Origin of the sequence: Rhizobium aouanii (genome assembly GCF_037002925.1) — a bacterium.
GTDB classification, from domain to species: Bacteria; Pseudomonadota; Alphaproteobacteria; order Rhizobiales; family Rhizobiaceae; genus Rhizobium; species Rhizobium aouanii.
Map to the genome: position 1 here is coordinate 12274 of NZ_JBAMYD010000031.1, position 11880 is coordinate 24153.

Here is an 11880-nt window from a genome sequence, read left to right on the forward strand (position 1 = left end):
TGATGCCCTGGAGCAATCAGAATGGCGGCGGCGGCCCTTGGGGCGGCGGCGGCGGTAATAATCAGGGACCATGGGGACAGGGGCCGAACCGGCCGCGCGGTGGCGGCGGCAAGGGCGGACCGCCTGATCTGGAAGATATTATCCGGCGCGGCCAGGACCAGCTGCGCAACATCATTCCCGGCGGCTTCAACGGCGGCGTGGCAGTGATCGTCGCGGCGATCGTCGCGGTCTTCTGGCTGATCCAGTGCATTTATGTCGTGCAGCCGGACGAACGCGGCGTCGAGCTGCAGTTCGGCAAGCCGAAGGACGAGATTTCCATGCCGGGCCTGCATTTCCACCTGTGGCCGATGGAAACCGTGGAGACGGTCAAGGTGACCGTACAGCAGCTGAACATCGGGGCGACTTCTGCATCGTCTTCGAACGGCTTGATGCTGTCCAGCGACAAAAGCGTCATCAACGTGCAGTTCGCGGTCTTTTACACCGTCAGCGATCCCAAGGCCTATCTCTTCAATGTCGAAAACCCGGCGGAGACGCTGCAGCAGGTATCCGACAGTGCCATGCGTGAGATCGTTGGCCGACGTCCGGCGCAGGACGCCTTCCGCAGCAATCGTCAGCCGATCGAAGTGGACGTGCTCAACATCCTGCAGGACACGATGAACCGCTATGGCGCGGGCGTGACCGTGACCGGCGTGACGATCCAGAACGTGGCGCCGCCGCGGGAAGTCGCCGATGCTTTCGAAGAAGTGCAGCGTGCCGGCCGTGACCGCGACAGCACGATCGAAGAGGCCAATCGCTACACGAACCAGAAGCTCGGCCAGGCGCGAGGCGATGCGGCCAGAATCCGTGAAGATGCAGCCGCCTACAAGGACCGTGTCGTGAAGGAGGCGGAAGGTGAAGCGCAGCGATTCACGGCGATCAACGACGAATATTCGAAGGCGCCCGACGTGACCCGCAAGCGGTTGTATCTCGAAACGATGGAGCAGGTGCTGAAGAATTCCCGGAAGGTCATTATCGACGAGAAGCAGGGCGTCCTGCCCTATCTGCCGCTCAATGAGCTCGGCAAGCCTGCGCAGCAGGGAGGTTGAGTCATGACATCGAACAGACTTCCCATCATTCTCATCATCCTCGCCATCGTGCTGGTCGGGCTTTATTCGTCCATCTTCGTGGTGAATGCACGAGAGCAGGCCATCGTCGTCCGTTTCGGCCAGATCCAGTCGGTCAAGACCGAGCCTGGCATTTATTTCAAGCTGCCCTTCGGCTTCATGGATGCCGACCGCGTTCAGCTGGTCGAAAAGCAGGCGCTGAGGCTCGATCTCGACAATATTCGCGTTCAGGTACAGGATGGCCAGACCTTCGACGTCGATGCTTTCGTAATCTACAACATCGCGGATGTGCGCCGCTTCCGTGAAACGGTATCGGGCGATCGCGAAGCCGCGGAAGCGCGGTTGAGAGCCCAGCTCGATTCATCGCTTCGCCGCGTCTACGGTCTGCGCGACTACAATGCCGCGCTGTCGGAAGAGCGTGTCGCGATGATGCTGGAGATTCGCGACGACCTGCGTACAGATGCCGAAAATCTCGGCCTGCATATAGACGACGTTCGCATCCGCCGCACCGATCTTTCGCCAGAGGTTGCGCCCAACACCTATAATGCCATGCGGTCGGAACGCCTCGCCGAGGCCGAGCGCATTCGAGCGGAGGGCAGTGAGGAAGGCCAGCGGCGCCGAGCCATCGCCGACCGTCAGGTCGTCGAGTTCACCGCAGGCGCCCAGCGTGATGCGGAAATCCTTCGAGGCCAGGGCGATGCAGAACGCAACCGCGTCTTCGCCGAAGTCTTCAGCAAGGATCCGGCCTTCTTCGAGTTCTATCGCTCGATGGCGGCCTATTCCTCCTCTCTCTCGTCGCAGGACACGACGCTGGTGCTGTCGCCGAATTCGGAATTCTTCCGCTATTTCGACAATGCCGCTGGCACCCTGCAGCCGACAAATCCGGCCGCGCCAGTTCCGGCAGGTCCCGGCGCAACTGCTCCCGCAGCACCGGTCCCGGCGAACTGACAGCCAGCGAAACGACCACAGACAATTTCGGAAGGGCCGGCCCGAGCGCCGGCCCTTTTTTCGTGGAATGATTGTGACTATCCGGCTTTTGCGAGGCCACGTCACATTGCACGGGGATTTCGCGAAAAGGTGATTTCACCCTCCATCATTCCGCCTTATGCTGATGCTCAATGTGCGCATGCACCGCTTATGAGGAAGCTTGATGGCCCCCACGATTCGCTCGCCCTTCAGACGAACGCTCGCGCTTATGGCCAGCGCCGCAATCCTGGCGCAAGCCGGCCTGAGCGGGATTGCCTATGCGCAAACCGCGCCTGAGACGACCGCACCCGGGGTTACGGCACCCGCTCCGGCTACTCCGGAAACGGCTGCTCCCGCTCCTACGCCTCCCGCAGCCGTCGCACCGCAGCAGAGCGCTCCGATCCAGGCCGCCATGCCCAACACCGGCCCGGCGTCCGTCGCCGATCTTGCCGAAGGCCTGCTCGACGCCGTGGTCAACATCTCGACCTCGCAGAAGGTCAAGGACGATGAGGGCGCGGGTCCGGCGCCGCGCGCGCCCGACGGCTCGCCTTTCCAGGAATTCTTCAACGACTTCTTCAACAAGCAGCAGGGCAACAAGGGCGGCAACCACAATGTCAGCTCGCTTGGCTCCGGCTTCGTCATCGATCCGGCCGGTTATATCGTCACCAACAACCACGTGATCGAGGGCGCCGACGATATCGAGATCAATTTCGCCAATGGTTCGAAGCTCAAGGCGAAGCTGATCGGCACCGATACGAAGACCGATCTTTCGGTGCTGAAGGTCGAGCCGAAGACGCCGCTGAAATCCGTGAAATTCGGCGATTCCAGCACGATGCGCATCGGTGATTGGGTGATGGCGATCGGCAATCCGTTCGGCTTCGGCGGTTCGGTGACGGTGGGCATCATTTCCGGGCGTGGCCGCAACATCAATGCCGGCCCCTACGACAATTTCATCCAGACGGACGCGGCGATCAACAAGGGCAATTCCGGTGGCCCGCTCTTCAACATGAAGGGTGAGGTGATCGGCATCAACACGGCAATCATCTCGCCGAGCGGCGGCTCGATCGGCATCGGCTTCTCGGTGCCGTCGGAGCTTGCCTCCGGCGTCGTTGATCAGCTGCGCGAATATGGCGAGACGCGGCGCGGTTGGCTCGGCGTGCGCATACAGCCGGTGACCGACGATATCGCCGACAGCCTCGGGCTCGACACCGCAAAGGGTGCGCTGGTCGCCGGCGTCATCAAGGGCGGCCCCGTCGACGACGGTTCGATCAAGGCGGGCGACGTCATTTTGAAATTCGACGGCAAGACCGTCAGCGAGATGCGCGACCTGCCGCGCGTCGTGGCGGAAAGCACTGTCGGCAAGGAAGTCGACGTGGTGGTGCTGCGCGACGGCAAGGAGCAGACCGTCAAGGTGAAGCTCGGCCGGCTCGAAGACAGCGATCAGGCGGCTGCATCCGACGATTTAGCACCCGATGGCTCGCAGGACGACGGCGTGATCATTCCGGATCCCGGCGAGAACAATGACATGGACCAGCCGGATTCCGGCGATCAGGCCAAACCTGTACCTGATACACCCGACCAGCATAAGGGCCAGGTGTCACCGGATGCGGCCACGCCGAAGAACGTGCTCGGGCTGTCGCTGTCGCTGTTGAGCGCTGAGACGCGCAAGGCCTTCGGCATCGCCGAGAGCGTCGATGGTGTCGTCGTGACGGAAGTGACGCCCGGCTCCGCCTCGGCCGAAAAGGGGCTGAAGCCCGGCGACGTCATCGTCGAGGTGGCGCAGGAGTTCATGAAGTCGCCGGATGCGGTCGCCGCCAAGGTGCAGGCGCTGAAACAGGAAGGCCGCCGCAACGCCCAGCTGATGATCGCAGGGGCGAATGGCGATCTGCGGTTCGTGGCAGTGCCGATGGAGTAAGGGAAGGAGCGGTCAGCCGCTCCTCTTTTGATACCTAGCGACATGGGTGCGTAACGCGGCATTGATGTCCGTCTGGTAGCCGCGGCCGCCCGCATGGCTCTTGAACCAGTCTAGGATATCGGCATCCAGGCGGATAGTCACTGAATGCTTCAGCGGCCGGTACAAATTGCCCTTGCGAGCTAGGCGCCACTGTTCATCGGTGATCTCAGGAATGTCGCCAGTGTCGATATCCTCTTCGGGAAGCTTCTCCAGTGCCCGAAGTTCGGCGAGCTGCGCGTCAGTTAAGGGTCGATTGTTCATATCGTCTTCTCTCGTGAGATGTCGCCTTTCGAGCGCTGATCACTCGGACGGTCTCTTCATCCTCGGCACCGAGGATGATATGGACGGCGACCAGTACAGTCACCAAACCCACGACGCCGATCGCCAGCCATCTTTGTTCGCCGTCATAGACCGCGTCCGGAATGAGAAGATACTGCGGATCATTCCAGATCAAACACGCTGTCTCGAAGGATACGCCATGCTTGGCCTTGTTGGTCCGGTTCTTCTCGTCGTTCCATTGAAACCGGCATGTCTTATCCGACAAAATTGTACGTACAAATGTGTAAAATTTCAAGAGGCTATCGTTGAAGCGAAATCCGTCTTGCGGTAACCCTGGATATAAAGCAGTGCGGTCAGGTCGCCGTGGTTGATTTGAATCCGCGCTTGAGCAGCGACTGTGGGCTTGGCGTGGAGGGCAACGCCGGAACCGGCTAGCTGCAGCATGCCGAGATCATTGGCGCCGTCGCCGACGGCGATCGCTTCTTCCGGCGAAATGCTGAGGCTTGCCGCGATCTCGTTCAGCGCATCGACTTTCGCCTGCTTGCCGAGGATCGGTTCGGCGACGAAACCCGAGAGAATGCCGCCGTCTTCGAGCAGCATGTTGGCACGGTTCTCGTCGAAGCCGAGGGTGGCGGCGATGCGGCTGGTGAAAACCGTGAAACCGCCGGAGACAAGCGCGGTGTAATGGCCTTTCGACTTCATGGTGGCGATCAGTTCCAGGCCGCCCGGGGTGAGCGTGATGCGCTTGGCGATGACCTCGTCGACGACCGATATCGGCAGCCCCTTCAGCAGGGCGACACGCTCACGCAGGGCAGGCTCGAAAGCGATCTCGCCGTTCATGGCGCGAGCAGTGATGGTCGCCACCTTCTCCTTCAGGCCGACTTCAGCGGCGAGTTCATCGATGCATTCCTGGCCGATCATCGTCGAATCCATATCGGCGATCAGCAGCTTCTTGCGGCGGGTCTCCTGCTCCTGGATAACGAGGTCGATGGGCGCGCTTGATATGACGGCAAGGATATTGGCCTCGGCCGCTTGCCTATCGGTGCCGTCGCGCAGCGCGATGTCGCAGGCAACGCCATCGGCCAGCCAGTAGAGACCGGCAGCGTTCACGGCCTCGGCCGCCTGCTCGGCGATTTCGGGGGTCAGCACGGGATTTGACGGATTGGCAACAAGCGTGGCAACGAGGGCCATGATGGAAAACCTTCTGAGCACAGTGAACGCGATCCTGATAACCGGGCCGACCGCCAGCGGCAAGTCCGCGCTCGCCGTCGAATTGGCCAGACGCCATGACGGCGCGGTTGTCAACGCCGACAGCATGCAGGTCTATGACACGCTGCGGGTGTTGACGGCACGACCGTCGAAGGAGGAGATGCAGGGCGTGCCGCATCATCTCTACGGCCACGTGCCGGCGGCTGCGGCCTATTCCACAGGCGCCTGGCTGCGCGATGTCGCAGCGTTGCTGCCGACGCTGAGGGAGGCAGGACGGCTGCCGGTCTTCGTCGGCGGTACGGGACTTTATTTCAAGGCGCTGACCGGCGGTCTCTCCGATATGCCCGAGATACCTGAGGTGTTGCGGGAGAAACTCAGGACGCGGCTGCTGGAGGAGGGACCGGACGGGCTCTATATCGAACTCGCCGAGGCCGACCCCGCCATGGCGGCAAGCCTCAACCGCCAGGACGGACAGCGCATCGTCCGGGCGCTGGAGGTGGTAAAGGCGACGGGGCGGTCGATCGCCGATTTCCAAGGCCGGTCCGGACCGGTGGTGATCGATGCCGGCCAGGCCCGCAAGATCGTCGTGCTGCCGGACCGGGCGGTGCTGCACCGGCGCATCAACGGGCGTTTCGAAAAGATGCTGCAGCAAGGCGCGGAAGACGAGGTACGGGCTCTGCTTGCGCTCGATCTGCCGGCCGAGACGCCTGTGATGAAGGCAATCGGCGTGTCGCAAATTACGGCGATGCTGAGGGGTGAGATGACACGCGACGAGGTACTGGAGAAGGGTGCTGCGGCGACGCGGCAATATGCCAAGCGGCAAATGACATGGTTCCGCAACCAGATGGACGACAGTTGGGAGCGGCTGACGCTTTAGACTTCAGCTTGTTGCGGACCTCCCGCTCCAGACATCTGCTGGCTCAGCAGTTTGACGAGTTCGCCGACCGCCGCCTGCAGCTGTTCCGGCTGAAACCCGCCGAAGCCCAGCATCAGGCCGGGGCGCGCCGGCCGCGCGGCATACATCGGTGAGATCGCCCGCACGGCGAGGCCGGCCGAGAGGGCGCGCCGCGCGAGTTGCACGTCGTCGACCTCCTCTGGCAACCATAGGAGGATATGCATGCCCTGGTCGCTCTGCTGTACGCGGCATCCCTCAGGCAAGGCCCGGGCGAGCGCCGAAAGCAGAACAGCGCGGCGCTCGGCATAGAGGCCGCGGATGCGCCGGATATGCGCTTCGAAATAGCCTTCCCGCATATAGGACGCCAGAACGTGCTGTTCGGCGATCGGCGAATGCCGGTCAAGAATGGCGCGGGCGCCAGCAAAGGCTTCCACGAGTGGCGAAGGGGCGATGACGTAGCCGAGGCGTAGGGAGGGAAAGAGCACCTTGCTGAACGTGCCGAGATAGATGACGCGTGAGGGACGCAGCCCTTGCATCGAGGGAAAGGGGTGTCCGGCATAACGCAGCTCGCTGTCGTAGTCGTCTTCGACGATCCAGGCGCGATTTTGGTCGGCCCAGGTGATCAAGGAATTGCGCCGAGCCATGCTGAGCGGCATTCCGATCGGATATTGGTGCGATGGGGTCACGAATGCGGCGCGCGCCTGCGGGCATAGCTCGAGGCCGCGTTCCACGTTCATTCCCTGTGCATCGACCGGCAGGCGGTGCGTCTGGACACCGAGATCGTCGAGCACCGCCGTCAGGCCGGGATAGGCCGGGTCCTCAGCCCATGCCGCATCGTCACGCGAGAGAAGCACCCGGCCTGCCATATAGAGGCCTTGCTGGGTGCCTGACGTGACGATGACCTGTTCCGGCTCACAATGAACGGCCCGCGCGCGGCGGACGTGGTCGGCAATGGCAAACCTGAGTTCGAGCAAACCCATAGGATCGTGGTAACCCGAGGGTGCGGCCTGTCGCGACGCGCGCACGCGATTGCCGAGACGGCGCCAGTTGTCGTCGGGCGCAATACCGCAAGCCGGGACGGCGATGGCGAAGGGAACGGGCGGGTGAGGGGTGAGTGCACGGGCGATGGCGATCAGCCGGGCAGCCGGGAAAGGCAAGTCGACAGCATCCGCGCTTGACGGCACTGCCGGCGCGGGCGGGAGCGCCGGCGTGGTGTCCATCAGATCGGCGGCAACACGGGTTCCGGCTCCGACCCGCGCTTCGAGATAGCCTTCGGCGGTCAACTGATCGAACACCTCGACGACAGTGCCGCGCGCGATCTTCAGCGAAGCCGCAAGGCTACGCGTCGAAGGAAGGCGTTCCCCCGACCTCAGCTCACCGCGGGCGATGGCGTTCCGCAGGGCCTGCGTAAGCTGGCGACCGACATTGGCCGTTCGATCGATCGCCTTCAGCGTTGGTATCTCGATGATGCTGCGCCGTTTGGACATCGCAAAAATGGTCCATATAGTTTCTTCAAAAATGGCGCTTCATGGTGAACCAATTTTCGAGGAAAAGGAAGCGTATTGGCGGTTCCCGACGGCGCATTCTTCGTCTTCGTGGGTCGTGCGGGCGCAAACTCCGGAAAAAACGTAAATGCAGGATCTTCTCGTCGTCTACATTGCCTACGCAATCGCTGCAGGCAGTCCCGGACCAAGCAATATGGCCATCATGAATGTGGCAATGCGGCAAGGGCGTCGACCGGCGCTCACCCTTGCCGCTGGTGTTATAACGATGTCGACGTGCTGGGGGCTGATCGCGGTCACCGGCATCTCGACACTCCTCGTCCGCTATGCCCATGCCCTGCTGTTTCTTAAGATCGCAGGCGGATTGTACCTTCTCTGGCTCGCCTGGAGGGCGGCCCGCTCGGCCGCCGCCCCGGACAGACCGGCAAGCGAGACAGTCCGGCCTGCCGCGCAACTCGGCGCGCTCTATCGTCGCGGCGTTTTGATGCATCTCGGCAATCCGAAGGCGGTTCTGGCCTGGGTGGCGATCATGTCGCTCGGCCTCAAGCCGGGCGCTTCGCCGCAGATGGCCGTCACCGCCTTCGGCGGCTGCGTGGTCTTGGGGATCTCGATATTTGCCGGCTATGCGGTGCTCTTCTCCACGGCACCGATGGTGCGCGGCTACGCCCGTGCGCGGCGGTGGATCGAGGGCAGTCTTGCCGTCTTCTTCGCGGGCGCCGGATCGCGCCTTCTGTTCTCACATTGACTGGATTTTCAGGATCGCATCATGTCTATCGCTTCTCCTTTTCATGGACTTTCGGCCTTTCCGCTCACGCCCGCCGATAGGGATGGCCGGGTCGACACGGAAGCCCTCGGCCGCCTGCTGGAACGCCTGTGTGATGCAGACGTGGCTTCGATAGGCCTTCTCGGCAGCACCGGGATCTATGCCTTTCTCACACGCGAGGAGCGACGGCGAGCCGTAGAGGCTGCGGTCGAGTGCGTTCGCGGTCGTATTCCCCTCGTCGTCGGCGTCGGTGCTCTGAGGACAGACCATGCCCGGAGCCTGGCAAGGGATGCCGAGGCCGCCGGTGCAGACGCTCTTCTGCTTGCGCCGGTGTCCTACACGCCGCTGACCCAGGACGAAGCCTACGAGCATTTCCTGGCGGTCACCGAGGCGGCGAAGCTGCCGCTTTGTATCTACAACAATCCTGGCACGACCCACTTCACCTTCAGCCGGGGTCTTCTGCAGCGCCTGTCCGATATCGAGACGATCAGGGCCGTGAAGATGCCTCTGCCTGCTGACGGCGATTTCGCAGGCGAGTTGGCGGCATTGCGAGAGACAACCAGGCTCGCGATCGGCTACAGCGGCGACTGGAGCGCGGCCGAAGCGCTGCTTTCAGGTGCCGACGCCTGGTACAGCGTCATCGGCGGCGTGCTTCCGCGCGTCGCCCTTGCCCTGACCGAGTCCGCGATTGCGGGCGAAGACGGTGAAGTGCGTCGGCTCGATGGTCTTCTCGAGCCGCTCTGGCAAACGTTCAAGGCGTTCGGAAGCCTTCGCGTGGTCTACACGCTGGTCGACCTTCTTTCACTCGCCAGGGCAGAGCTTCCACGCCCTCTCTTGCCCCTCGGGCCGACGGACCGGCAACGGGTGCTCGAGGCCGTCGAGCCACTGATCGCCCTGGAGAGCGAGCTGAAGCCTCAATCCTTGTTGTAGAGGCTGCTCAGCGGTTTCTTCAGGATGCTTTCGCGCAGCGACGTGCCGGGTTCCCGGCGCGAGACTGCGGGCTGGTCCGCCGGCGGTGCCGGCCGGGGAAAGACCGGCTCATCGCGGCTCATCTCACGGCGGAGCGCGTCCAGCCTGGGATCGATCGCGGGTGACGTGGCGGGGTCCAGCCGCGGCGTCTGCGGCAGCAGTTCGCGGCGGTAGGATTCAAGCGGCGCGGAGGCGGGCGGCGCGGCGGAAGAGGTGGGCGGCGCGTAGGGCTTGGCGTCAAGATCCTCGTCGGCTGGATCAGCCTCGTCGAAGTCTGCCACGGCCGCGGCATAGTTCTGCTGGAAATTCGAAATGTCGGGTCCGACGGTCACCGCCCGCATGCGGGTGACGATCTTGCGTAGATCGACCGTATCCGGATCTTCCTCGCTCTGCTTGCTGTTGGCGCTGCTCGCCTTCGGCAGGAGGTTTTCGTCGACGCGGGAAAAGCGCATGCGCATCGGCACGCTGATCGCCTCGCCAAAGGCGATCGCCTCGCCGTTGCCGATCGAGGAGATGAAGCTGGTCGTCGAGATCGACGAGTTCGGGATGGCCGAGCGGATGATGTCCTGATCTCGGTCGTTGGCGAGGCGCATGGCAAAGAGCGTCGAACACTGCGACAGGATCGTCTGGTCGAGCTCGCCCGGCCGTTGCGTGATGATGCCGAGCGAGACGCCGTATTTGCGGCCTTCCTTGGCAATGCGGGCGATCGCCTGGCGCGTCGGTACGAAGCCGAGGGTGGGATCGGAAGGGATATAGCGGTGAGCTTCCTCGCAGACGACGAGCATGTGGATGGCGCCGTCGCTCCACAGCGCCACCTCGAAGGCCATGCGGCAAAGCACCGAAGCGACCGAATTGACGACCTCCGAGGGGATGCCGGCAAGCTGGAAGGTGCAGATCGGCCGGTTCTCGCCGGGGATGCGGAAGATCTGCGCGATGGTTTCGGTGATCGTGTCGCTGATGGTGTTGTTGGAGAACATGAAGTGATAGCGCGGATCGTTGATTGCAGCGATGAGACGCATCTTCAGCGACCGCAGGGAGGGCTTTTCCGCGCGGCCTTCCAGGCGGCCGATGCGCTCGTCGATCAGCGCCAGCAGATCGGCCATGCGGTAGGGGACCGGCGTATCGGCGGTGATCGAACTCTTTTCCGTCGTGCGGCGCACCAGCGAATTGTCGCTGCCGCGGAAGGCGCGCTTGGCTTCCGGCAGGATATCGCGCAGCATGTCGAGCTCTTCGGGCACCGGCGGGCGGCCGCGAAAGACGACTTCGGCGAACTCCTCCAGCCGCATCAGCCAGAAGGGCAGATCAAGCGTATCAGTATCGATGGTGACGGCGTGCTGAGGAAAGGCGGCGGCGAATTCGTTATGCGGATCGAGGATCAGTACACGCAGCTTCGGGTCCGCCGCGATCGCCTTGTGCAGGAGCAGCGACACGGCCGTCGACTTGCCGACACCGGTGGAGCCGACGACGGCGAAATGCTTGGAGAGCATCGAGGGGATGTGGATCGCCGCATCGATGCTTTCGTCCTGCGTCAGCTTGCCGATGACGGCGGTCGTACCTTCGCCGGCATCGTAGATGCGCATCAGGTCGGCCGATCGGATGCGGTGCGCGATGGCGCCGAGATAGGGATAACGCGAGATGCCGGTCGAGAATTCCTCGCGCCCGTCCTCGTCGACACGGACTTCGCCGAGCAGCTCGGTCTCGATCTTGAATATATTGTCTTCGCCTTCGCCCCAGGCATGGCTGCCGGTGTTCATCTGATAGACGAGCGCGACGACGCGGTTGCGGCCGACGCTGATCGAAATCAGCCGGCCCACGGACCAGAGTTCGGTCAGATCGGTGCCGCCCTGTTCGGCGACGGCGGCAATCGTCGCCCGCGAACCGCTGCATGCGACGACGCGGCCGAGAAAGCGATTCCCCGGCGCATGGCCATCGCGGCGATCATGCTCGCCTGCCTTGCCAGACATGCGCAAGTCGTTGTTGAGCAAAGGGCTACTCCCTGCGGTAGCGTAGAAGAATAAAGTCGATCCTTTAACAAATCCTTCATCCTATCGATTTTCGGGGATGCAGGCGGGGGGAGTTTTTTATTGCGGCATGCGTTGACGCTGCGAAATTTTCTGTCTATCACTTCCGACCATGAAAATCGCAACGGCTCTTATCGTGGTGGGAAAGCGCATGGGCAGGATGGTGTAACCATCCGGCGATAGCCACCCATGCGCTAGATGACAGGCTCCTCAGGGGCC

General features: G+C 62.8%; 11 protein-coding genes. 6 read left to right on the forward strand and 5 right to left on the reverse strand.

Annotation, left to right across the window (positions count from 1 at the left end):
• The first annotated feature begins 2 nt into the window (after nucleotides 1-2).
• From hflK to V8P77_RS33295, 3 genes are all read left to right on the forward strand, one after another.
• Nucleotides 3-1085: an FtsH protease activity modulator HflK gene (hflK, locus tag V8P77_RS33285; RefSeq protein ID WP_335916580.1), complete on the forward strand. Its 1083-nt coding sequence runs from the start codon at nucleotides 3-5 to the stop codon at nucleotides 1083-1085.
• A gap of 3 nt (nucleotides 1086-1088) precedes the next feature.
• Nucleotides 1089-2051: a protease modulator HflC gene (gene hflC, locus V8P77_RS33290; protein ID WP_335916581.1), complete on the forward strand. Its 963-nt coding sequence runs from the start codon at nucleotides 1089-1091 to the stop codon at nucleotides 2049-2051.
• A 202-nt stretch (nucleotides 2052-2253) separates the two neighbouring features.
• On the forward strand, nucleotides 2254-3984 hold the full coding sequence (locus tag V8P77_RS33295) for a Do family serine endopeptidase (protein ID WP_335916582.1): 1731 nt from the start codon (nucleotides 2254-2256) through the stop codon (nucleotides 3982-3984).
• Nucleotides 3985-3996: 12 nt separating this feature from the next.
• On the opposite strand, the gene V8P77_RS33300 is transcribed toward V8P77_RS33295, so the two are convergent.
• The 3 genes from V8P77_RS33300 to serB are packed head-to-tail and all read right to left on the reverse strand — an operon-like array spanning nucleotide 3997 to nucleotide 5493.
• Complete coding sequence (locus tag V8P77_RS33300; RefSeq protein ID WP_335916583.1) at nucleotides 3997-4284, reverse strand: BrnA antitoxin family protein; 288 nt, start codon at nucleotides 4282-4284, stop codon at nucleotides 3997-3999.
• Nucleotides 4262-4597 carry a BrnT family toxin gene (locus V8P77_RS33305; RefSeq protein ID WP_335916584.1) on the reverse strand — a complete coding sequence of 112 codons (336 nt, stop codon included), beginning with the start codon at nucleotides 4595-4597 and terminating at the stop codon, nucleotides 4262-4264. Before V8P77_RS33305 ends, V8P77_RS33300 begins: the two co-directional genes overlap by 23 nt.
• A complete protein-coding gene (gene serB, locus V8P77_RS33310) occupies nucleotides 4594-5493 on the reverse strand; it encodes a phosphoserine phosphatase SerB (RefSeq protein ID WP_335916585.1) in 900 nt (299 codons plus the stop codon). The genes V8P77_RS33305 and serB overlap by 4 nt, the downstream gene beginning before the upstream one ends.
• Between serB and miaA the strand changes: the two genes are divergently transcribed.
• On the forward strand, nucleotides 5492-6388 hold the full coding sequence (gene miaA / locus V8P77_RS33315) for a tRNA (adenosine(37)-N6)-dimethylallyltransferase MiaA (protein WP_335916586.1): 897 nt from the start codon (nucleotides 5492-5494) through the stop codon (nucleotides 6386-6388). The genes serB and miaA overlap by 2 nt on opposite strands.
• On the opposite strand, the gene pdxR is transcribed toward miaA, so the two are convergent.
• Nucleotides 6385-7893, reverse strand: coding sequence for a MocR-like pyridoxine biosynthesis transcription factor PdxR (gene pdxR, locus V8P77_RS33320; protein WP_335916587.1), 1509 nt, complete (start codon nucleotides 7891-7893; stop codon nucleotides 6385-6387). The genes miaA and pdxR overlap by 4 nt on opposite strands.
• A gap of 145 nt (nucleotides 7894-8038) precedes the next feature.
• On the opposite strand from pdxR, the gene V8P77_RS33325 reads away from it, so the two are divergent.
• A complete protein-coding gene (locus tag V8P77_RS33325) occupies nucleotides 8039-8653 on the forward strand; it encodes a LysE family translocator (protein WP_335916588.1) in 615 nt (204 codons plus the stop codon).
• A gap of 21 nt (nucleotides 8654-8674) precedes the next feature.
• Nucleotides 8675-9601, forward strand: a complete 927-nt coding sequence (locus V8P77_RS33330; protein WP_335916589.1) for a dihydrodipicolinate synthase family protein — start codon at nucleotides 8675-8677, stop codon at nucleotides 9599-9601.
• Here V8P77_RS33330 and V8P77_RS33335 read toward each other — a convergent pair.
• Complete coding sequence (locus tag V8P77_RS33335; protein ID WP_335916590.1) at nucleotides 9586-11625, reverse strand: ATP-binding protein; 2040 nt, start codon at nucleotides 11623-11625, stop codon at nucleotides 9586-9588. The genes V8P77_RS33330 and V8P77_RS33335 overlap by 16 nt on opposite strands.
• Between the last annotated feature and the right edge of the window lie 255 nt (nucleotides 11626-11880).